Below are 20293 nucleotides of genomic sequence, written 5' to 3'. Positions count from 1 at the left end.
GCACGGTAACTCATTCTTTATACCAGACTTAAAGCAAATAAAAACGCCCACAAAAGGTTTGTGGGCGTTTTATCAAAAGTTCTGGATGGAATATTAAACTTGGAAAGATTTGATCTTCTTATCTAACTCGCCAGCATTATTTTGCATCATTTCAGAAGTTTCTAGCAGCTCTGTCACAACCACAACCGAGGCTTCCACCAGCTCACGTACATTGGTGAGGTTTTGACTCATCTCTTCTGCAACACTGCTTTGCTGACCAGACGCCGTCGCGATTTGGAAGTTCATGTCATTGATTTGCGTCACTTGCCCAACAATACCATCGAGCTCAGATCCAGCATTAGAAACCAGCTCGTTTCCATCGGCCGCTTCCACTACGCTTTTCTCCATGAGTTCTACAGCAGATTCTGCACTGGTTTGCAGCTGAGCAATCATCTCTTGAATTTCTACCGTCGCTTGTTGTGTACGCTGTGCAAGGTTACGAACTTCATCTGCAACCACCGCAAAACCACGACCCGCCTCGCCAGCTCGCGCAGCTTCAATAGCCGCATTCAGTGCAAGCAGGTTAGTTTGTTCAGAGATACCTTGAATCGTACCCACAACACTACCAATGGATTCAACACGTTCTTCGACCTGGTTAACCGCCTGTGCCGATGAAGCGATGTCCGACGAGAGTTCACTCATTTTCGCCATCGTACTTTGCAAGAACTGTTGACCAGAAATCGCTTGTGCGGAAGCTTGCTCTGTAAGAGAAGACGCCGTCTGGGCATGTTCCGCGACGGTTTGTACCGTCGACGACATTTCACTCATGGCCGTCGCAAGTTGATCAATTTCGTTAAACTCTTCTTGCGCCGACTCCTTCGTTTCCGACATGCTCAGCGTCATCACTTCCGTGAGTGTGGATAACTCATCAGAAGCATTAATTTGCATTTGAATCACATCGTGCAATTGGCGACGTGTCTTTTCTAATTCACGTGCCACGTCTCCGTATTCATCTTTACAATCCATACCAAATGGCACGGAGAGGTTCTTGCTCGCCATCAGTTTGATTGCGTCGCTCAGATACTGCGTTTGACGCAGCATCACTCTAGCCGCCGCTAATAAGAGCACGACAAAAACCACAATCAATAAGGCGGTTTGCCAAGCAACTTGCGTTAAGTATGCTTCGTAATGCTGTTGGGCAACTTGCGCGTTTTGTGTCGCCGCTAAAAGTGAATCGTAAAAGGTGTTCGCGTCCCACAGTTGTTTTGCCACTATCAGGACAGTACTGAAGACCATCAACATGACCATTTTAGGAACCAGTCGAATGTCGGATATGACCCTTTCCCATGGCTTAAATGCCAGCTTTTCCATTGTCAGTTCTCCACCGAGTCTTATATAGTCTTTATCTATAATCTTTATATTACTTATAGTTATGTTCGCGTTTAGCGTGGTTACGCGATTTATTTCGAGCTTCGTATGAAAAACAATGATATCAAAGACAGCACACGACCGATGGGCCTGTTGTCACTAATATTGTCTTTTATGGCACTATTTGTGATCTCTGGCTTGTTGTTTTTCCCGATCGATCACGAAACCCGTCAAGTTCTTATCGGTCTGGATTTCATAATCTGTAGTATTTTTCTATTACAGCTCACCATTGATTTGATCCGGTCCACAGATCGGTGGTTATTTCTTAAACGCCATTGGATAGATTTCGTGGCGAGCATCCCATTAATAGAGCCACTGCGCTTTGCTCGTATCTTTCATATTCTTCGAGTGGTATTAGTACTGCGCTCGTCGAAGTTCATTTTGCATCAGCTCAAAGAGAACCGCCGCGAAACCACGGTCGCCTCAATATTACTGTTGATGGTGATCCTCATTACGCTCGGTTCTAGTGCCATGCTGTTTATCGAAGCGAAAAACCCAGAAGCAAATATTCGCACTGGCGCCGATGCTTTGTGGTGGGTATTCGTAACGATCTCAACCGTTGGTTACGGCGATCATTACCCGGTGACCTCAGTAGGAAAGTTTTTAGCCGTCATCATCATTGTTTGTGGTGTGGGGATCTTTGGTATGATTTCGGGTCTTATCACCTCTATTCTTACCGCCCCGACGAAACAACAGACGCACAGCTCAATCAATAAAGAACGTATGCTCGAGCAGCTCCTAAGCCAACAAGCGCAAATACTAGAACGACTCGACTTCATAGAACAAGAGCTGCAACAAAGCAAAACAAAGACAAAAAAATAGGACCATGCGGTCCTATTTTTTGTACAGGTACTCAAGGTGATCATTCACGCCAATAAGGCTGAACTTCTACACTGATCGCTCGGGTTTGATCCATTGCATGCAAAATTGAACGCTCTTGACGGTGCAACCAGCGTTCTAACTGCTCTTTTTCTGCGTCTTCCAACATATCAACCAACGGAAGTAAGTGGTTCAGCATTAGCAGATCATCAATACCATGCACCAGATCCGCCCATGGCAAACGGAAGCTGTTACGCTCATCCGAGTTATATAGACTCGCGAAACCAATACCGGTATAGAGGTTACGCAGCAAGCGATAGCGCTGATCAACATACTCTTGCGCCGTCAGGTCGCGCTCTGCTGGGAAAGCTTCCATTAGTTCTGCCCAAGTGCGATCGAGCTGAGTGACTGAAAACGGCATGATATTACTTGCCATTTTTTCGCGCGCTTTTTCATCAAGAAACGGCTGCCAGCCACGCGCTAAGATCCAGCGACTAAGATCCAGCAATAACCCGGTGTAACGCGCGGAATTGAGCAACCCTAGCACTTCTTCACGGCTTGGCAGCTCTTGTAACTGCTGAGTCAACTCAGATACTAAGAACTTACGCGCATCCAACTTACGCAGCACATTGCCTTTGTCATCTAAGAGCTCTTCAAGGTGTGCATGCTCATCCAACCAACTCAGTTCTTCTTCCAACCATTTAAGCTCTTGGCGCAGAATCGCACTCGCGCGACGAGGGACAACACCACCAAAAATGGTCAATGTTTGACGAATAAAACGAATGGCATTGCTGATTTCACGTAGCGCTTCCACATTGTCACGCTCAGCATAAATTTGCTCGTGATAATGCCAGTGAGATAGGGCGTGTTCTAAAGAGTTGATCAAGCAGTATTCAACGGTATCCGTCGGGCTACTGTCCACAAGCGCCAACGATTTTACTTCATCACCTGCATAGCCACTTGCAAGTCGATAGCCTTTCGCCGCTTTACTCAAGTTACCCAAACGCATGCCACCTTGCTCGCAAAAGCTACGTGCTAGTGTAAATAGGGCATCGGTTTGGCCCGATTTAAGTTCCAGTTCAACTTCGCAAATCGGTTCTTGTTTCTCTTCCCCATCTTCACCTTTGGCGACGACCGTACCTTGGTCAAACGCCACTTCTATTTGGCTACCGTCTGGCATGCCAATCAGCCACTGTTCACGTGTGAAGTTGGTCGAGAATAACGGCATAAGCTCAGATTGCAGCGTTGCTGCCTCTTTACCTGGCGGCCAAATGTCTACAGGATGAAGCGACAGATTAGGCTCGTCGCTAGTGTGCTCAGCATTGTATTCTGGTCTTTGATGTAAGCCTGCGACGACGCGTCCTGCTGTCTTTACGGTTTGGACGAATACATCATCAAAACGGCGAATTCTTAAACCAATGTCGTGCTTTCTCAGCCATTTATCGGCGGTATCAAAGTAGGTGTTACCCAAGTCACGACAACTATGCTGAAGTACTTTTGTCTCAGAAATTTTTTCTTTTAAAGTTTCTGAAAATTCAGGAGAAACAAAAAACTTCAGTTCTATTTCGGTTTCCATAGCTATACCTTTCAAAGCAGATAGAAACAGGATATTGCGTAATTTCTCGCACGGCAAGAGAGAAATATCGCCGGAATGATGATCTAAAACAGTTTTAATGAGCGATTTAATGCGTTACCATGCGCGCCTTTATAGCCATCGTTCAACATTTCGCCAAGCACTCAGAAATGGTGTATGTTTTTTTAAGGTTATAGTTATTAGGTTGAATGACCATGCCAGTAAATACAATTATGGGGTTATTTGCAAAGTCCCCAATTAAGCCTTTGCAACGCCACGTTGTGTGTGTCAACGAATGTTGTTCACACTTGGTGAAATTCTTTGAAGTATCTTCAAAGGGTGACTGGGAAAAAGCATCTGAAATCCGTGCACAAATTTCTCACCTAGAGAAAGAAGCGGACGTGCTGAAACGTGAAATCCGTCTAAAACTGCCTCGCGGTTTGTTCATGCCAGTAGACCGTACTGACATGCTTGAGCTTCTGACTCAGCAGGACAAACTTGCAAACCTGGCAAAAGACATTGCTGGCCGTGTATATGGTCGTCAACTTGTCATTCCTGAGGCTCTCCAACCAAACTTCCTCGCTTACGTTCAACGTTGTCTTGATGCGGCCGATCAGGCGCAAAAGGTAATCAATGAACTTGATGAATTGCTAGAAACCGGCTTCAAAGGTCGTGAAGTGACGCTCGTCGCTGAAATGATTCATCAATTAGATGTCATCGAAGATGATACCGATGCTATGCAGATTGAACTTCGTCAACAGTTGATGGCGATTGAGTCTGACATGAACCCTATCGATGTCATGTTCTTGTACAAGATTCTTGAATGGGTAGGTGGTATTGCCGACCAAGCGCAGCGCGTAGGTGCTCGTTTGGAAGTCATGCTATCTCGATCTTAAAACATAAAGTTAACGACATAACGAAGAGCATAATGAACACGTGTCATAGGGACGATGACTATTTTCATCGTCTTATGGTTTGGCGCGCGTAAAATTTTGTTCCGCTTGTTATAAAACAACTAGGTATTACGATGGATATCCTTGCGAACTACGGCACTGTCCTGATTATTGTTGCAGCGATTTTTGGTTTCATGATGGCGATTGGTATTGGCGCGAACGACGTTGCTAATGCGATGGGTACATCAGTAGGTTCAAAAGCGCTAACCGTAAAACAAGCTATCATCATTGCGATGATCTTCGAATTTGCAGGTGCTTACCTTGCAGGCGGTGAAGTAACCGACACTATCCGTAAAGGTGTAATCGAAACTTCTTTATTTGCTAGTCAACCTGACGTTCTTGTCTACGGTATGATGTCTGCTCTTTTGGCTGCGGGTACATGGTTACTTCTTGCCTCTTACATGGGCTGGCCAGTATCTACGACTCACTCAATCATCGGTGCAATCATTGGTTTTGCATGCGTATCAGTAGGTACTGAAGCGGTTGACTGGGGCAGCGTTCAAGGCATTGTTGGTAGCTGGATTATTACACCAGTGATTTCAGGTTTCTTTGCTTACGTTATCTTTGTCAGCGCACAACGTCTGATTTTTGATACTGAGAACCCGTTATTCAACGCCAAACGTTTTGTTCCTGTTTACATGTTCATCACAACAATGGTGATTGCACTTGTAACTATCAAAAAAGGTCTAAAACACGTTGGTCTTCACCTAACCAATGGCGAAGCTTGGATGTGGGCAGCAGCAGTTTCAGCACTCGTGATGGTTGGCGGCTACGTATACATCCAGAAAAAATTCGCTAATCGCGAAGAAGACCGCAGCTTTTCTGGCGTGGAAGGTATCTTCAGCGTTCTGATGGTTATCACCGCTTGTGCAATGGCATTTGCACACGGTTCAAACGACGTTGCAAACGCCATTGGTCCACTGTCTGCTGTAGTATCGACTGTTGAACATATGGGCGAAATCAGCACGAAAAGCACCATCGCTTGGTGGATTCTACCTCTTGGTGGTATTGGTATCGTGGTCGGTCTTGCGACACTGGGTCACAAAGTAATGGCAACCGTTGGTACAGGCATCACTGAGCTAACTCCTAGCCGTGGTTTTGCAGCTCAGCTAGCAACCGCTTGTACTGTTGTTCTAGCTTCTGGTACTGGTCTGCCAATCTCAACCACTCAAACATTGGTTGGTGCGGTTCTCGGTGTTGGCTTTGCTCGTGGTATCGCGGCACTAAACCTGGGCGTAGTTCGTAACATCGTGGCATCATGGATCGTTACACTACCAGCAGGTGCGCTATTGGCCGTTGTATTCTTCTACGGACTTCAAGCGATGTTCGCTTAAGACACTCGTCAATAGAATGTAAGCGCTTTGTCATTATTGACTCAAACGCACAGAAAGGGAGGCTTTGCCTCCCTTCTTTGTTGCACCGAAGTTTGAAACTGCATACTATTCGTCTATTTCCGGCTCCAATCATTCGGTGCCAACGCTGTCTCCAAGAAAAATCGTTAAGGGATTTACTGTGAAAAAACTAATCATCACGGTTTTGTTTACTTTGCTAGCAGCGCCAGCGGCCCTAGCAGCAGACCGTTATATTTCTGATGACCTCTTCACTTTTATGCACTCAGGTCCAAATAACACCTACCGTATTATTGGTAGTGTTAATGCCGGTTCTAAAGTACAACTGATTAAAACCAACCGAGATACTGGCTATACGCAAGTTCGTGATGACCGCGGTCGTACTGGTTGGGTACAAAGCAAGTTTGTGACAAACCAAGAAAGCATGGCGATTCGCCTTCCTCGCATTGAGAAAGAGCTAGCAGAAGTGAAAGAGCAGCTTGCTAACGCTCGTAAAACTTCTGATGCAGAGAAAGCCGGCCTTGTTACCTCTCTAGAAACGCGCAACCAACAAATTTCCGAACTTGAGAATAAATACTCTGAGATCAGCGACCAGCTTACTTCTGTTGAAACAGAAAACCGAGAGCTGCGCGCTAAACTGGATACACAAAAAGACGACATGCTGCTTAAGTACTTCACTTATGGCGGCGGTGTTGCAGGTTTAGGTTTGCTATTTGGTTTGATTCTTCCGCATGTCATGCCTCGTAGAAAACGTTCACCTGCGGGTTGGGCATAAGTCCTTCGCCCTTTTATCTATAAAAAAGAATGCAAAAGCCTGTCGATATTCGACTGGCTTTTTTGTTTGCTTAGTTTTACGGAAATCTGCACTACTCCCCCATTGAACTAGACGCTCGACGACGATCCGTTGCGCCATAAAGCTTGCCATCTTTTAGCTCAATTGCATTCAAACCACTTACTACTGGAATAACGTGTACTGGGTAGCCAAGCGCCATAAACTCCGGCACCAACATTTCTGCGAAGGTTTTCTTCTCCACCAGCAAGCCTGTTGGGTCATACGGCTTAGTGCGATCTATCTTGGTGCCATACTGGATATTTGGTAGGTCAATGGCCTCTTGCGCTGATAACTTCCAATCCAGCACCCCAACCACGGTTTTGAGTACATACCCCGGAATTTGCGAACTGCCCGGCGAGCCGACCACTAAGCGCAGATTGCCATCACTGTCCATCACCATTAATGGCGTAATGGCTGAGCGTGGACGCTTACCCGCTTCAATCGAGTTTTGAGTAGGCTTACCGTTAAGCGTTGGTTGAGGTGAAAAGTTTGCCATTTGTGCATTCAAGATAACGCCATCAACCATGACACCCGAGCCCATTCCCGTGCCAACGGTGCTGGTCATAGCAATCGCATTACCTTCCCTATCAACGATAGAAATATGCCCTGTATCTTTGCTCTCGAAGCCTTGATATTGAGCATACTGAGTTTGCGTTATCTGTCCGGCTTTTGGATTCTCTTTCGAGGTGCCATTATCAGGGATTAAATCACGTCTCTGGTCCAAATAGGTTTTAGATAACAATTGTTCAACTGGTGCTTCCACATAATCCGGATCTCCTGCATACGCAATACGATCAGCTTTTGCTAAGCGCATCGCCTCGGTCATTAAACGCCAAGGCTCTACATCAGTTAATGCCATCTGAGATATATCGTACGGCTCCAGCAATTTCAGACTTTGAGCAACCATCACACCGCCAGAGGCCGGGTAACCAAACGAAACGATTTTGTTGCCTCGATAATCGCTTTCAATAATATCGCGAGATTTCACCTGATAGTTTTTAAAGTCCTCTAACAACAATTTCTCATGCTGATCGTTAATACGACTATTCACCGTATCAACAATATGTTGACCAAGTGCACCACCATACAAATAGCGATCGCCTTGCTGAGCTATTTTCTCTAGCGTCTCAGCCATTTTAGGGTTCTTAATTAACGTCCCTGTTGGCTTCACTTCATCATCTTGCCAATACAAGGCTTTAATTTCTGGGTCGCGAGCCAAACGCGTTTGCTCTCGCACGACGATATCATAGGTATAGCTATTCATCGCGTACCCATCACGCGCGAGCTTAATCGCAGGTTGAACCAACTCAGACCATGGTAATTTGCCGTATTGCTCATGAGTGGAATAAAGCAGACGTAAGGTGCCCGGCACTGCAACGGAGCGAGGCCCCAAAATTTCATCGCGGCTGAGTGCTTTCCCATTTTCAATAAACATCTCAGGGTGAGCGCTAGACGGCGCTTCATCTCGCCCATCAAGGGCTAAAAACTTCTGCTTGTCATGTTGATAAAACAGCGCGAAAGTACCGCCGCCAATTCCCGTCATATCCGGTTCAACCACAGACATCACCATCTGCATCGCGACCATGGCATCAACGGCGTTCCCGCCCTCTTTCAATATTGAATAACCAGTGCTGCTCACGTAAAGGTTGGTCGCGCTGACCATAAAATCTTGTCCGTTATTATCTGGTGTTATAGGGAAAGGGGTAGGCTTTGCTGCGTAACTTAACGACGCAACAACACTTAAAGAAAAAATCAGAATACGCATGTGTCTCTGTGTAGACTCCTGTTATTTCATGGGGTCTAACGTGGACCAGGTCGTGATGACGAAGTTCGTCAATGTGGCGTTTTTTTACACAACGCTGACTGGAGTCATTCTACTAATACATGACTGATATTGATGTAATTTAAACGACTCACACAAGCTATATTTAGCTTGTGTGAGTCCCTAAAAATCATCACTCAAATAGATGAAAAAAGACCTTATGAGAAACAAAAAAGCCAGCGACATGACCTCGCTGGCTTGATGATTTACTATAAAAAACGGCTACCCTTTCCACTCATACAACGCTGGGATACGAATTTGCTCACCTTGGAACTCGACAATCACCGCTTGCGGTTGTATTTCTCTTAATGTGACCTGCCCATCAACAACGTCTCCTTGATGATATTCAACATTGTTAATTTTCACCCAGCGGCGATTTTCATCACTGGCGTACATGTGAGTTTGCAAATTGAGCGCAGGTAAACGCCCTTGCCATTGGTGAGCGTTGCGCTCTAAATCGTTCACGCGCACCGTTTGTGGTGAAGGCGCATCATCTCGGGATAACGCATTTTCGACCTTTCGCGCCAAATCAGGAGATAATGAGGACAAGTCAAGATCATCCAGAGACAAACCTAGGTCCTCTTCAACTACTGAAGTGCCTTGAGTTGATACAGATGTTTCTATCTCGTCTTTGTTTGCTGTATTACTCACGTATTCATCAGATGTTGCAAACGTACCAAAATCACGAGACAGCTCTGCACTTGGCCACTCTCTTGGCAATTGCGCCAACTGAGTAGTTTCAGGATAGTCCAATGCTTTGAACGGTTGTTCCGCTTCCATCTTAGCCTTAGGGGCGGAAGTACTAGCTTCAGCATGAGGCGTAAGGAGATCTAAATACCAAGCAACTCCGATTGCAGCAACGGTGATCGGCAACAAGAACAAACCAATATGTTTCATGGCTGACATTATGCGTCCTCCTTCTCGATTCGTGCCAGTTGAGGCGCATCTGGCTGCACGTTTTGTTGAAGACGATCTAGCGTCCGCTTACCTGCAATGCCGTCGACCCCGATACCTTGCCAACGTTGGAATAACTCGACTCGCTCTTTCATCGCACCATCAAAAATAGACGTTTCAAGCAGTGGCTCACTTACCGCTTCTGCTAATAATCGGTCTAATACTTCGATCGCAGGGCCTTCCATGTCTAAACGTAATGTCTCTTTCAACGGCGCTTGCCACAGTTCAATGATATTGCCTTGCCACATCGGCTTTAGCCACGAAATAGGCAGACGCAGACGCTGCTTGCCATTGAGCACTTCGACTTTGTCATTACCGACGGCGTACAAAATGACATACCCAACATCACCTTGATAATTCAACTCCAAAATCACAGGGCGATTTTGTTGCATCAGCAGCGGCCAGGTCGCCATTTTACGCTCACAACGCATGGTCGATTGGGGTTCTGATAAACAAAGATTGTCGCGAACCGATGCTTGATAACCCCACAAACGATACAAATCATTCACGGCGAGATTCGACTGTTTTTGTGCTAACAATAAGTCACGCTGATCATCTGTCAATTGTTGGTTGACGACTATTGGCGTTGGCTCCTCTCTTGGTGCGGTCACTTGCGCCAACACTGACGTTGCTTGAGCTGGCATATAATTAACGACCGCCCACCCCGTACCTAATGCAGCAATAAGACCCACCGTAACAGAGCCCCAAGCAGGCCAGCGGAAAGTACGGCGCTCTTTTTTATCTTGCTGATAAATATCTGCCTGAAACTGCATCACCTCTTCACAGGCCTGCTGAACGGTTTGCTTATCCACCACCACATTACCTTGGTGATAACTGATGTTGAGAGATTTATCACAGATAAGATTAATCAAGCGCGGGATGCCGTGACTGTATTTGGCAATGAGTTTACAAGAAGCACGATTAAACAGTTGCTGGTCACCACCTGCCGTATGTAATCGAAACGCGATGTAATCTTCTGTCTCTTTTTCATCCAACGGCAACAAGTGATAACGCCCAGTAATCCGCTGAGCAAGCTGGCGTAGTTGCGTCGTTTGTAATAACCGCTGTAATTCAGGCTGTCCGACCAACAACACTTTGAGAAGTTTTCTGGTATCGGTTTCCAAGTTGGTCAACAAACGTAACTGCTCTAAAACGTCGGCAGCAAGGTGTTGAGCCTCATCAATGACCAGCAATGTCTGCCAGCCTGAACGATAATTACGCAGCAAGTATTTGTGAATCACTTGGTTTAGCTGTTTGAGGTTTGCATCTGGCGGGTAAGTAATTTTGAATTCATCGCAAATAGCTTCGAGCAAGTCTCGACTCGAAAACGTGGGATTTAGGATCAGACCCGCTTTGGTGTTATCACCTAAATTCGCCAGCATCGCTTTTGCGACGGTCGTTTTGCCTGTACCCACTTCGCCAGTAAGCATAGCAAAACCACCGCCATCGCCTAGCCCGGCTTGGAGATGTGTGATTGCCTCTTTATGACGTTGGCTTAAATACAAATAACGCGAGTTTGGAACAATCGAAAATGGTTGTTCTACAAACCCAAAAAAGTCCTTATACATTAGGCTCTCCAGCTAAAAAACCACCAGGGAATAGTCAGATATAATATAAACATAGCTGCATCTACTCTCGGGAGTAAAGAAAAGTACCATTGCTTGCTACAATGTCCAACGGCATATCAATAAATTAAGAGGTAATTCGTGCAAGTTTATTTAGTAGGTGGCGCAGTTCGAGATAAATTGCTCGGAATTGATAGTTATGACAACGACTGGGTGGTCGTAGGTGCGACTCCCGAGACGATGCTGTCCCAAGGGTACACCGCCGTTGGTAAAGACTTTCCTGTATTTTTGCACCCCAAAAGCAAAGAAGAACATGCACTTGCGCGAACAGAAAGAAAATCAGGCTCTGGTTACACTGGCTTTGAGTGTTTCTTTGATCAAAGTGTCACCTTAGAAGAAGATTTAATTCGTCGTGATTTAACCATTAATGCAATGGCAATGGATGATGCAGGTAAGCTCCATGATCCTTACGGCGGCCAGAAAGATCTCAACGATAAACTGCTACGCCATGTCTCAGACGCCTTTGTCGAAGACCCTCTACGCGTTTTACGTGTCGCTCGCTTCGCAGCAAAGCTTGCTGATCTAAACTTTACGGTTGCCGACGAAACCATGCGCTTAATGCGCCACATGGCAGAGTCTGGGGAGCTGAGCACACTGACTCCCGAGCGTGTTTGGCAAGAATGGCATAAGTCCCTCTCCACCCCTCGCCCTGATATCTTCTTATCGATTCTAAGAGATTGTGGTGCATTGGCCGTTGTTTTACCTGAAATTGATGCACTATTTGGCGTACCTCAACCAGAAAAATGGCATCCAGAAATCGATACGGGCATCCATACTTTGATGGTAGCAAAGCAAGCTGCAAGACTGAGTGACTCACTCCCCGTCAGATTTGCCGCCCAAGTGCATGATTTGGGCAAAGGGGTGACACCAGAGAGCGAATGGCCAAGCCACAAAATGCATTGTCATACAGGGTTAAAACTGATCAAAAAGCTGTGCGAGCGTGTCCGGGTGCCGAATGAGTTTCGTGATTTAGCCTTGATGGTGTGCGAACAGCACTCCAATATCCATCGCGCAGCAGAGTTAAAGCCGCAAACCATCATAAAAATACTCAACAAATTCGATGTGTGGCGCAAAGCTGAACGCTTAGAAGATATTTTAATATGCTGTCAGGCTGACCATGCAGGTCGAAAAGGGTTAGAAGAGAAGCCTTATCCTCAAGCTGAGATTTTTACCCACGCTTATCAAGCCGCAGCCGCCGTAGATGTTCAGAGCATCATTAAGGATGGATTTAAAGGCCCGGCAATACGTGATGAACAAGAAAAGAGACGGATTGAAGCGGTAAGAGTCGCTTTGAATAAATGATCTGAGCTCAGATTAATTAACCGAATTGTATTCATGCCAGGTCATTCCAGCAAGCCTTAGCGAGACTAGGAATCTAACATCAGCACGCAGGGAAGTTTTAGAAATGGCCAACGCCATAAGAAACTAAGAGGAGAAGATTCTGAACCTCGCTCCTTCGTCGCTGTTCAGAATGACGTTGTGGTTTAGGTATGCAGCTTGCGGTTAAGCAAGCTGCCAATCCGTCGCGTTATCATGCGCTAAGCAAGAACGCAAACAAGCCGAAACCTAGAATCAGACGATAAATCACAAACGGTGTCATGCCCATGCGTGAAATCATCTTTAAGAAGAAGTGGATACAGATGTACGCACTGATAAACGATGTGATGATACCAGTCAGCAAGAAACCAATATGGACAGGTTCACCACTGGTCACTAGCTTCATGCCCAAGTAGCTACCAGCCAATGTAATGATGGGGATCGACATTAAAAATGAAAAGCGCGCAGCCGCTTCTCGAGTAAAGCCTAGGTAAAGTGCAGCCGTAATGGTCGCCCCTGAACGCGACGTTCCAGGAATCATCGCTAAGGCTTGGGCAATACCGATAAACACGGCTTTCTTCCAACCCGTTTGGTATTCATCCGCAACCAACTTAGCGTTTTTGTCTACCCACCAAAGCAACAAACCAAATACGATCGTTGTGGTCGCGATGACATAAGCGCTACGTAGATACACTTCAATGATGTCTTTCATCAACAAGCCAAACACACAAGCTGGAATCGTGGCGATCACTATCATCCAAGCAAGTTTTGCTTCTTTACTCCGATCTCCTTTAAAGATCGAAGCAAATAATGCCTGGAACAGAGTGATCACTTCATGGCGAAAATAGATCACTACCGCCATTAATGTACCGACGTGAACAGCAACATCAAAAGCTAGACCTTGGTCTTCCCATCCCAAAATGGCGGAGGGCAGGATCAAATGGGCAGAGCTCGAAATAGGCAAAAACTCTGTCAGACCCTGAATCAGAGCCAGAATAAAGGCTTCAAAATAACTCATGTAAACAACTCAAATTAAAAATGAAAAAGAAACAGGTTTGAGTGAATCGACAGGCTGCATTGCATGCCAAATATCTGCGACTGTGCGTCCATCGCCTGGGATCACTAATTGAGGTTCGAGATCATACAGAGGCTTTGTGACAAAAGGATATTTGTAGATATCACTGCGAGGTAGCTCAGGTTTTTTCTTGGAGACACATTCACCGAACAACACTATATCGAGATCCAGTGTTCGATCCTGATACTTTTGCGCATTTTCTTCGCGTCCCCACTTAAATTCAATCTCACGTAGCTGATGACTCAACTCTTCTAATGACAACTCGGTACGCATTGCAACGACAAAGTTGTAGAAGTTCTGGCTGCTAAAGCCAATAGGTTCACATTCATATACCGGCGATACGAGGAGACTTTCTCCAAGCTGTAGCAGCTCCTGATACGCAGCGAGCGCATGTTGCTCTCTTTCTACATTCGTACCAACACCGATATAGGTGGTGATCATGCTTGACCTCGCTCAATCACGACACCAACAGCGCGAGCTTGTGGCACGGCACCAGGTTTTGCTAAACGGATTTTCACCCAAGGCACAGAGAAACGCTGCATGATAAGCTCTGCCACTTCTTCGGCTACACGTTCAACCAACAGAAAACGACCATTTTCAATATGGCTCAGTACCGCCTCACTCACTTGTGAATAATCCAACGCATCTTGCACATCATCGCTTTTACCCGCAGGCTTGTTGTCGTGCGCCATTTCGATATCCAGAACCAACTTTTGTTTAATTTGTTGTTCCCAGTCGTACACGCCAATCGTGGTGATTACTTCTAATTGTTCAATAAAAACTTTATCCAGAGCCATCTTATGTCCTTCTATTACAGAGGTCGGATACCCGTGAGGGGTAATTTGATCGTAGTATTCTATACCTAAGTAACATTTACTTGGGTCATCACAATGTTACTTAGGTATAAACTGCGAAAGCATCTTTATATACAAGAAATCACATAATGCAAGCTCTATCACAGTGAGGATTTCTGCATTATGTGAATTCGAGGTATGATAGCAACTACGCGGGAACCGAGCATTAAATTCCAATCCATCAAGGACTTCTATGGACGCACTGGCACTGATAATGACAATGGCCGCCTATTTACTGGGTTCGGTTTCCAGTGCGGTTTTGATCTGTCGACTCTTAAAACTGCCAGATCCACGCAGTGTAGGCTCCAACAACCCTGGAGCAACGAACGTATTGCGTATTGGCGGACGAGGAGCCGCTGTTTCAGTCTTGTTGTGCGATATGCTCAAAGGCACCATCCCCGTATGGGGCGGATACTTTCTTGGTATCGACCCTATCATTCTTGGCGTCATCGCCATTGCCGCCTGTCTTGGCCACATGTACCCCATCTTTTTCCACTTTAAAGGCGGAAAAGGTGTCGCAACCGCGCTTGGCGCTATCGCTCCGATTGGTTTGGACTTAACAGGATTGGTGATGTTAACTTGGCTGTCAGTAGCCGCGCTATTCCGCTATTCATCGTTAGCGGCTCTCGTCACGGTTTTGGTCACTCCGTTTTATACTTGGATGTTTAAACCGCAATACACGTTACCTGTTGCTATGCTGTGTTGCTTAATCGTATTTAAGCATCATCAAAATATTCGTCGGCTTTTGTCTGGCGACGAGCCAAAAATCGGAGAGAAGAAACTGACACAAAAAAACTCGGCTTAATGCCGAGTTTTTCGTTTAAAGAGGGATGCATTGGTTATGCATGGACTCGATTCAGGAAGTTCAACAACATTTGGTTGACGAACTCCGGCTGTTCTAAACAACTGATGTGTCCCGCTTGCGGAACTTCTACCAACTCACTGCCCGTGATACAGTCTTTCATTAAATACGATTCGAAAACCGGGCGAGGCTTATCTTCACAGCCCACCGCAATTAACGTCGGCAGAGCGAATTTTTCCGAATCTTCAATCACATCACGGCGACCAAACACCATGCGCCCCATGCGAGCTACTTCAACCGCACGCTCACCGTTGAGGTCTTCTAAACTGCGTTTGAATGAAGCGACCAACTCAGGGTTATCCTGATCGACGTTGTTGGCAAAGAACAGCGGCACAACGGCTTCAATAATTGGCGCAGGCACCGCTTGGACTTGGCTGATGGTATCAAGCATTGCAAAGTACTTTTTATACGTAACTTCTGGCTCCCAACCAATGAAGGTATCCATCAATACCAGTGATTTCACACGTTGCGGCGCTTGAGCCGTTAGCTCCGCTCCCCACATGCCGCCAACAGATAAGCCCACCACCGAAAACTCTTCAATGTCCAAATGATCCATCAACGCCAACATATGTTGTGCATAATCAACTAATGACTGTGTCGATGTAGGGGCTGCTTCTGACTCACCATGTGCCCACAAATCTGGCACAATACAACGATATGACTGGCTTAAAACTTCAATTTGTGGCGCCCACATTTGGCTATCCCATAAATAACTGTGACCAAACAGTAATACTGGACCATCACCTTTATCAAGGTAAGCAAGTTGCTGACCTTCAATTTCAAACTTATTCATTGTTATATCCATTTCTTATTCTTCCGCACCATCCTATCACTGAAACGATACCGAACTGCTCGCATCAGTCAGAGTGTAAACGAAGCTTTTCATTGAATAGCTAAAAATAAAGGCCTCTGATGAGCAGAGACCTTTATCGTTGTGAATCTATTTCAAACCTACCGCATAAGTTTGATTAAGCGACTGGCGTCAGTTGGTCAATCGGCCAACGTGGGCGAGCCTCTACTGACATATCGGCCACTTCGCCATTCTTCAAACGCTGCATACCAGCGTAAGCGATCATCGCACCATTATCCGTACAGAACTCTGTTCGTGGGTAGTAAACCTCGCCGCCAACTTTCTTCGCTAGCTTCTCTAACTCTGCACGTAAACGACGGTTAGCACTCACACCACCAGCAATAACAATACGCTTCATGCCTGTTTGCTCAAGCGCGCGTTTACATTTAATCGCCAATGTTGCACACACGGCTTCTTCAAATGCCAGTGCGATGTCTGCGCGAGTTTGCTCGTCATCGCCATTCGCAGCAATCGTATTTGCTGTAAAGGTTTTCAGGCCAGAGAAACTCATATCCAAGCCAGGGCGATCTGTCATTGGGCGCGGGAACTTAAAGCGACCTGGCGTGCCTTTTTCTGCTAGTTTAGACAACAGTGGGCCACCTGGGTAATCCAACCCCATTAGCTTCGCTGTTTTATCAAACGCTTCGCCCGCCGCATCATCAATCGACTCACCCAGAATTTTGTACTCACCGATGCCTCTCACTTCGACCATCATCGAGTGACCACCCGACACCAACACTGCCACAAACGGGAATGGCGGTGGGTTATCTTCCAGCATTGGAGCCAACAGGTGACCTTCCATATGATGAACAGGTACCGCTGGCACTCCCCAAGCATAAGCAATACTGCGACCAATAGTAGCGCCCACTAATAGTGCACCAACGAGACCCGGCCCCGCGGTGTACGCGACACCATCAATGTCTTTCGAAGTTAAGTTCGCTTCTTTTAGTGCCTCTTTAATAAGAGGAATGGTTTTCTTTACATGGTCACGTGAAGCCAACTCAGGCACCACACCACCGTAATCTGCGTGCAGTTTTACTTGGCTGTAAAGCTTGTGTGACAGCAGACCTTTTTCATCGTCATAAATCGCGATGCCAGTCTCGTCACAAGAGGTTTCAATACCGATAATGCGCATGGTTTTCTCAGTATGCTTTCTGTATAGAGGAAATTTGGGCGTCATATTACCTCGCCTTGGTGCTGCAAACAAATTTTGTACAGACAATAATCGACAAAAGGCTTTACAAAGTAGTTGTGATCGGATTAAAATTCCGCACCATTTTTGATCAAGCTGGTAAGAGACCAAACAATTGTGATTTGGTCTGTTGAATGCCAGCGTTAACGAATAACCCCTGAGGTGAAAGGCATATGCCAGTAGTTAAAGTACGTGAAAACGAACCGTTCGACGTTGCTCTACGTCGTTTCAAGCGCTCTTGCGAAAAAGCAGGTATCCTTTCTGAAGTGCGTCGTCGTGAGCACTACGAAAAACCAACTACAGTTCGCAAACGCGCTAAAGCAGCAGCTCAAAAGCGTCACGCTAAGAAGCTAGCTCGCGAAAACGCTCGTCGCGTTCGCCTGTACTAATAACTGAGCTCCAAAAGGAATTTAGTTATGGCTCTGATTGATCAACTCAAAGAAGAGCAAAAATTAGCGATGAAAGCCAAGGACAAATTACGCCTTGGTACTATTCGTTTAGCCCTATCAGCAATCAAGCAACGTGAAGTTGACGAGCAGATCACTCTGAACGATGACGACATTCTTGCAGTATTGACCAAAATGGTTAAACAACGTCGCGACTCTGTAGCGCAGTATGAAGCAGCGGGTCGTCAAGATCTTGCTGATGCGGAACAAGCAGAAATTACCGTTCTTGAGGACTTTATGCCTCAACCACTGACAGACGAAGAAGTAGCGGCTCTTATCGAGAACGCGATTGCTGAATCTGGCGCAGCTGGCATGCAAGACATGGGCAAAGTAATGGGCGTTCTGAAACCGCAAATTCAAGGGCGCGCAGATATGGGTAAAGTAAGCGGTTTAGTTCGCGCTAAACTGGCTTAAGATACCCCACCCAATTGCAGCAAGCCGTGCTATCCTTTGGAACGCACGGCTTGTTTGTATCTGGATGAATGGAATGAAATAAGTGAGCAACACGCTTATTCTTTTAAAGCATTCACTCCACTCATCATCTTCTTTTTTTGTTAGGTTTTATGGCTGGACACATCCCTCGCAGTTTTATCGATGACCTTCTAGCTCGACTTGATATTGTCGATATCATCGACGCACGTGTGAAACTTAAGAAAAAAGGCAAAAACTACGGCGCATGCTGCCCGTTCCACAACGAAAAGACGCCGTCATTCAGCGTCAGTCAAGAAAAGCAGTTCTACCATTGTTTTGGTTGTGGTGCGCACGGAAATGCCATCGACTTCTTGATGGAATTCGACCGGCTAGAATTCGTCGAAGCCATTGAAGAACTCGCTTCATACTTGGGCTTAGATGTTCCTCGCGAACAACGTAGTGGCGGTAATGGTTCGTTCCAGTCAGGCCCACAAGCAAGCAGCAGTGAAAAACGTAATCTATACGACTTAATGGGCAGCATTGCTCAATTTTATCGTAACCAACTCAAGCAGCCAGCAAGTAAAGTGGCGATTGAGTATCTAAAAGATCGCGGCCTGTCTGGTGAAATAGTCCAGAAGTTTGGCATCGGCTATGTGGCTGATGAATGGGACTTAGTTCGTAAGAACTTTGGCCAGAATAAAGAAAACCAAGACATGCTCGTCACAGGCGGCATGTTGATCGAAAACGACAAAGGCAACCGCTACGACCGATTCCGTGGTCGAGTGATGTTTCCTATTCGAGACAGACGCGGCCGAGTGATAGGCTTTGGTGGTCGAGTATTAGGTGATGGGACACCGAAATATCTCAACTCACCTGAAACCCCGATATTTCATAAAGGTAAAGAGTTGTATGGCCTTTATGAAGTACTACAAGCGTACCGTGAGCCACCACAAATTTTAGTGGTTGAAGGCTATATGGATGTTGTCGCGCTTGCTCAATATGGCGTAGATTATTCCGTTGCCTCATTGGGTACCTCTACAACGGGCGATCACTTGCAAGTATTATTCAGGCAAACAAGCACTGTCGTATGTTGTTACGACGGTGACCGCGCAGGCCGTGAAGCAGCGTGGCGTGCCATGGAAAATGCATTGCCTTACCTAACTGATGGTCGCCAGTTAAAATTCATGTTTTTGCCGGATGGAGAAGATCCCGACTCTTATATCCGACAAAACGGAAAACAAGCATTTGAACAACAAGTGTCTAATGCGATGCCCTTGTCTGAATTCATGTTCAGCTCATTGACTCAGCAAGTCGATATGAGCACGAAAGAAGGCATGGCAAAGCTGAGTACCCTTGCTGTTCCTCTCATCGACAAAGTCCCTGGCGGCACTTTAAGACTATACTTGAGAGAACTGCTTGGCCGCCGTTTGGGTTTGGTTGATGAACGCCAACTACAGCAGCTAATTTCAAAACAAGGTAAAGAGGATAAAAGGCCTCAACCTCATAAAGAAATCAAGCGAACGCCGATGCGAGAAGTGATCGCGTTACTGATTCAAAACCCACAATACGTAAGTATGGTGCCAGATCTAACTAGCGTTAGAGATTTACCCATTCCTGGTCTAAGTTTATTTGTTGATGTACTTGATAAATGCCAAGCGCATCCCCATATCAACACAGGCCAATTATTAGAGCATTGGCGAAACAGCCAAAATGAGACCCTTCTGTCTCGTCTCGCGAGTTGGGACATTCCACTCGATGAGGACAACCAAGAAGAAATATTTTTAGACTCACTGGATAAAATTATTGCCCAGTGCGTAGAAAAACAAATTGAAAACCTGCAGGCCAAAGCAAGAAGTGTCGGTTTATCAGCCGAAGAGAAAAGGGAGCTGCTAGCACTTATGCTAGATTTAAAAGCGTAACCCTGTTTAATTAGTCAGCAACGATTTAATTTG

19 protein-coding genes are annotated in these 20293 nt (G+C 46.0%); 9 read left to right on the top strand and 10 right to left on the bottom strand.

Annotated elements, in window-relative coordinates; all coding sequences use genetic code 11:
• Positions 1–93 precede the first annotated feature (93 nt).
• Positions 94–1350 carry a methyl-accepting chemotaxis protein gene (locus J8Z23_RS02110; protein WP_005395942.1) on the bottom strand — a complete coding sequence of 419 codons (1257 nt, stop codon included), beginning with the start codon at positions 1348–1350 and terminating at the stop codon, positions 94–96.
• A gap of 105 nt (positions 1351–1455) precedes the next feature.
• Here J8Z23_RS02110 and J8Z23_RS02105 point away from each other — a divergent pair, with 105 nt between their 5' ends.
• Complete coding sequence (locus J8Z23_RS02105) at positions 1456–2229, top strand: potassium channel family protein (RefSeq protein ID WP_182036187.1); 774 nt, start codon at positions 1456–1458, stop codon at positions 2227–2229.
• A 40-nt stretch (positions 2230–2269) separates the two neighbouring features.
• Here the strand turns inward: J8Z23_RS02105 and J8Z23_RS02100 are convergent, their stop codons facing one another.
• Entirely contained in the window at positions 2270–3802 is a 1533-nt protein-coding gene (locus J8Z23_RS02100; protein ID WP_434634727.1) for a CYTH domain-containing protein, read from the bottom strand.
• Between the two features lie 212 nt (positions 3803–4014).
• On the opposite strand from J8Z23_RS02100, the gene J8Z23_RS02095 reads away from it, so the two are divergent.
• From J8Z23_RS02095 to J8Z23_RS02085, 3 genes are all read left to right on the top strand, one after another.
• Positions 4015–4695 carry a TIGR00153 family protein gene (locus J8Z23_RS02095; RefSeq protein WP_031780508.1) on the top strand — a complete coding sequence of 227 codons (681 nt, stop codon included), beginning with the start codon at positions 4015–4017 and terminating at the stop codon, positions 4693–4695.
• A gap of 131 nt (positions 4696–4826) precedes the next feature.
• The gene (locus J8Z23_RS02090; RefSeq protein WP_005395948.1) at positions 4827–6086 is read left to right on the top strand and encodes an inorganic phosphate transporter; all 1260 of its coding nucleotides are present in this window, start codon (positions 4827–4829) and stop codon (positions 6084–6086) included.
• A 178-nt stretch (positions 6087–6264) separates the two neighbouring features.
• A complete protein-coding gene (locus J8Z23_RS02085; RefSeq protein WP_434634724.1) occupies positions 6265–6876 on the top strand; it encodes a TIGR04211 family SH3 domain-containing protein in 612 nt (203 codons plus the stop codon).
• Between the two features lie 91 nt (positions 6877–6967).
• Here J8Z23_RS02085 and ggt read toward each other — a convergent pair whose 3' ends face one another.
• The 3 genes from ggt to J8Z23_RS02070 form a co-directional block, all read right to left on the bottom strand.
• Positions 6968–8698, bottom strand: a complete 1731-nt coding sequence (gene ggt / locus J8Z23_RS02080) for a gamma-glutamyltransferase (protein WP_434634721.1) — start codon at positions 8696–8698, stop codon at positions 6968–6970.
• Between the two features lie 279 nt (positions 8699–8977).
• Positions 8978–9661 carry a general secretion pathway protein GspB gene (locus J8Z23_RS02075; protein ID WP_005395951.1) on the bottom strand — a complete coding sequence of 228 codons (684 nt, stop codon included), beginning with the start codon at positions 9659–9661 and terminating at the stop codon, positions 8978–8980.
• Entirely contained in the window at positions 9661–11277 is a 1617-nt protein-coding gene (locus tag J8Z23_RS02070; RefSeq protein ID WP_005395952.1) for an ExeA family protein, read from the bottom strand. The genes J8Z23_RS02075 and J8Z23_RS02070 overlap by 1 nt, the downstream gene beginning before the upstream one ends.
• A gap of 138 nt (positions 11278–11415) precedes the next feature.
• Here J8Z23_RS02070 and J8Z23_RS02065 point away from each other — a divergent pair, with 138 nt between their 5' ends.
• Positions 11416–12636: a multifunctional CCA addition/repair protein gene (locus tag J8Z23_RS02065; protein ID WP_434634717.1), complete on the top strand. Its 1221-nt coding sequence runs from the start codon at positions 11416–11418 to the stop codon at positions 12634–12636.
• Positions 12637–12865: 229 nt separating this feature from the next.
• Here J8Z23_RS02065 and J8Z23_RS02060 read toward each other — a convergent pair whose 3' ends face one another.
• The 3 genes from J8Z23_RS02060 to folB are packed head-to-tail and all read right to left on the bottom strand — an operon-like array spanning position 12866 to position 14523.
• Positions 12866–13669, bottom strand: a complete 804-nt coding sequence (locus tag J8Z23_RS02060) for an undecaprenyl-diphosphate phosphatase (RefSeq protein WP_006743204.1) — start codon at positions 13667–13669, stop codon at positions 12866–12868.
• A 9-nt stretch (positions 13670–13678) separates the two neighbouring features.
• Positions 13679–14167, bottom strand: coding sequence for a 2-amino-4-hydroxy-6-hydroxymethyldihydropteridine diphosphokinase (gene folK, locus J8Z23_RS02055; RefSeq protein ID WP_012841141.1), 489 nt, complete (start codon positions 14165–14167; stop codon positions 13679–13681).
• The gene (folB, locus tag J8Z23_RS02050) at positions 14164–14523 is read right to left on the bottom strand and encodes a bifunctional dihydroneopterin aldolase/7,8-dihydroneopterin epimerase (RefSeq protein WP_005395977.1); all 360 of its coding nucleotides are present in this window, start codon (positions 14521–14523) and stop codon (positions 14164–14166) included. The genes folK and folB overlap by 4 nt, the downstream gene beginning before the upstream one ends.
• 250 nt (positions 14524–14773) lie before the next feature.
• Here folB and plsY point away from each other — a divergent pair, with 250 nt between their 5' ends.
• Positions 14774–15385, top strand: a complete 612-nt coding sequence (gene plsY / locus J8Z23_RS02045; protein WP_005379857.1) for a glycerol-3-phosphate 1-O-acyltransferase PlsY — start codon at positions 14774–14776, stop codon at positions 15383–15385.
• Between the two features lie 34 nt (positions 15386–15419).
• On the opposite strand, the gene J8Z23_RS02040 is transcribed toward plsY, so the two are convergent.
• Entirely contained in the window at positions 15420–16235 is an 816-nt protein-coding gene (locus J8Z23_RS02040) for an alpha/beta fold hydrolase (RefSeq protein ID WP_434634713.1), read from the bottom strand.
• Between the two features lie 175 nt (positions 16236–16410).
• Positions 16411–17427, bottom strand: a complete 1017-nt coding sequence (tsaD, locus tag J8Z23_RS02035; RefSeq protein WP_046874179.1) for a tRNA (adenosine(37)-N6)-threonylcarbamoyltransferase complex transferase subunit TsaD — start codon at positions 17425–17427, stop codon at positions 16411–16413.
• Positions 17428–17657: 230 nt separating this feature from the next.
• Between tsaD and rpsU the strand changes: the two genes are divergently transcribed.
• The 3 genes from rpsU to dnaG all read left to right on the top strand — a co-directional run bounded on the left by rpsU (position 17658) and on the right by dnaG (position 20260).
• Positions 17658–17873 (top strand): 30S ribosomal protein S21, encoded by a 216-nt coding sequence (gene rpsU, locus J8Z23_RS02030; RefSeq protein WP_001145625.1) that lies wholly within the window; start codon positions 17658–17660, stop codon positions 17871–17873.
• Between the two features lie 27 nt (positions 17874–17900).
• Positions 17901–18344 carry a GatB/YqeY domain-containing protein gene (locus J8Z23_RS02025; protein ID WP_005395984.1) on the top strand — a complete coding sequence of 148 codons (444 nt, stop codon included), beginning with the start codon at positions 17901–17903 and terminating at the stop codon, positions 18342–18344.
• 149 nt (positions 18345–18493) lie between these two features.
• Complete coding sequence (gene dnaG / locus J8Z23_RS02020) at positions 18494–20260, top strand: DNA primase (RefSeq protein ID WP_005379719.1); 1767 nt, start codon at positions 18494–18496, stop codon at positions 20258–20260.
• Positions 20261–20293 lie beyond the last annotated feature (33 nt).

Source organism: Vibrio sp. SCSIO 43086, assembly GCF_051132235.1.
GTDB classification, from domain to species: Bacteria; Pseudomonadota; Gammaproteobacteria; order Enterobacterales; family Vibrionaceae; genus Vibrio; species Vibrio diabolicus.
The sequence above is the reverse complement of the archived record's forward strand: the minus strand, read 5'-3'. Positions and strand labels throughout refer to the sequence as shown.

What these genes read in the sequence shown, in the direction of transcription:
- J8Z23_RS02110 (WP_005395942.1), bottom strand. Translation starts at nt 1,350, where the DNA reads ATGGAAAAGCTGGCATTTAAGCCATGGGAAAGGGTCATATCCGACATT.
- J8Z23_RS02105 (WP_182036187.1), top strand. Translation starts at nt 1,456, where the DNA reads ATGAAAAACAATGATATCAAAGACAGCACACGACCGATGGGCCTGTTG.
- J8Z23_RS02100 (WP_434634727.1), bottom strand. Translation starts at nt 3,802, where the DNA reads ATGGAAACCGAAATAGAACTGAAGTTTTTTGTTTCTCCTGAATTTTCA.
- J8Z23_RS02095 (WP_031780508.1), top strand. Translation starts at nt 4,015, where the DNA reads ATGCCAGTAAATACAATTATGGGGTTATTTGCAAAGTCCCCAATTAAG.
- J8Z23_RS02090 (WP_005395948.1), top strand. Translation starts at nt 4,827, where the DNA reads ATGGATATCCTTGCGAACTACGGCACTGTCCTGATTATTGTTGCAGCG.
- ggt (WP_434634721.1), bottom strand. Translation starts at nt 8,698, where the DNA reads ATGCGTATTCTGATTTTTTCTTTAAGTGTTGTTGCGTCGTTAAGTTAC.
- J8Z23_RS02075 (WP_005395951.1), bottom strand. Translation starts at nt 9,661, where the DNA reads ATGTCAGCCATGAAACATATTGGTTTGTTCTTGTTGCCGATCACCGTT.
- J8Z23_RS02070 (WP_005395952.1), bottom strand. Translation starts at nt 11,277, where the DNA reads ATGTATAAGGACTTTTTTGGGTTTGTAGAACAACCATTTTCGATTGTT.
- J8Z23_RS02060 (WP_006743204.1), bottom strand. Translation starts at nt 13,669, where the DNA reads ATGAGTTATTTTGAAGCCTTTATTCTGGCTCTGATTCAGGGTCTGACA.
- folK (WP_012841141.1), bottom strand. Translation starts at nt 14,167, where the DNA reads ATGATCACCACCTATATCGGTGTTGGTACGAATGTAGAAAGAGAGCAA.
- folB (WP_005395977.1), bottom strand. Translation starts at nt 14,523, where the DNA reads ATGGCTCTGGATAAAGTTTTTATTGAACAATTAGAAGTAATCACCACG.
- plsY (WP_005379857.1), top strand. Translation starts at nt 14,774, where the DNA reads ATGGACGCACTGGCACTGATAATGACAATGGCCGCCTATTTACTGGGT.
- J8Z23_RS02040 (WP_434634713.1), bottom strand. Translation starts at nt 16,235, where the DNA reads ATGAATAAGTTTGAAATTGAAGGTCAGCAACTTGCTTACCTTGATAAA.
- tsaD (WP_046874179.1), bottom strand. Translation starts at nt 17,427, where the DNA reads ATGCGCATTATCGGTATTGAAACCTCTTGTGACGAGACTGGCATCGCG.
- rpsU (WP_001145625.1), top strand. Translation starts at nt 17,658, where the DNA reads ATGCCAGTAGTTAAAGTACGTGAAAACGAACCGTTCGACGTTGCTCTA.
- J8Z23_RS02025 (WP_005395984.1), top strand. Translation starts at nt 17,901, where the DNA reads ATGGCTCTGATTGATCAACTCAAAGAAGAGCAAAAATTAGCGATGAAA.
- dnaG (WP_005379719.1), top strand. Translation starts at nt 18,494, where the DNA reads ATGGCTGGACACATCCCTCGCAGTTTTATCGATGACCTTCTAGCTCGA.